The organism is Burkholderia sp. SIMBA_051 (genome assembly GCF_046534915.1).
GTDB classification, from domain to species: domain Bacteria; phylum Pseudomonadota; class Gammaproteobacteria; order Burkholderiales; family Burkholderiaceae; genus Burkholderia; species Burkholderia ambifaria.
Map to the genome: position 1 here is coordinate 1 of NZ_JAWRXS010000764.1, position 243 is coordinate 243.

The 243-nt window shown below is 67.9% G+C and carries 1 protein-coding gene; it reads right to left on the reverse strand.

Features of this window, described 5'->3' with window-relative positions:
* The coding region (locus SB771_RS36530; protein ID WP_410722224.1) for an enoyl-CoA hydratase-related protein at positions 1-243 on the reverse strand (243 nt) is incomplete at both ends.

Genomic DNA, 243 nt, shown 5'->3' on the forward strand with positions numbered 1-243 from the left:
GTCGGGCCGGCCATGCGCAGCCAGTTGTTCAGCGAATACTTGGTCCAGCGGATCGCGGTCTGCGAGCCGGCCGCCAGGCGGTTGGCGACCTCGAAGGCGCGGCCGATCAACTCGGCCTCGTCCACGCACAGCGACACCAAACCGATGCGCTCGGCCTCTTCGCCGCTCACGGTTTCGCACAGCATCAGGTAGTACTTGGCGCGCGCCATGCCGCACAGCAGCGGCCAGACGATGGCGGCATGG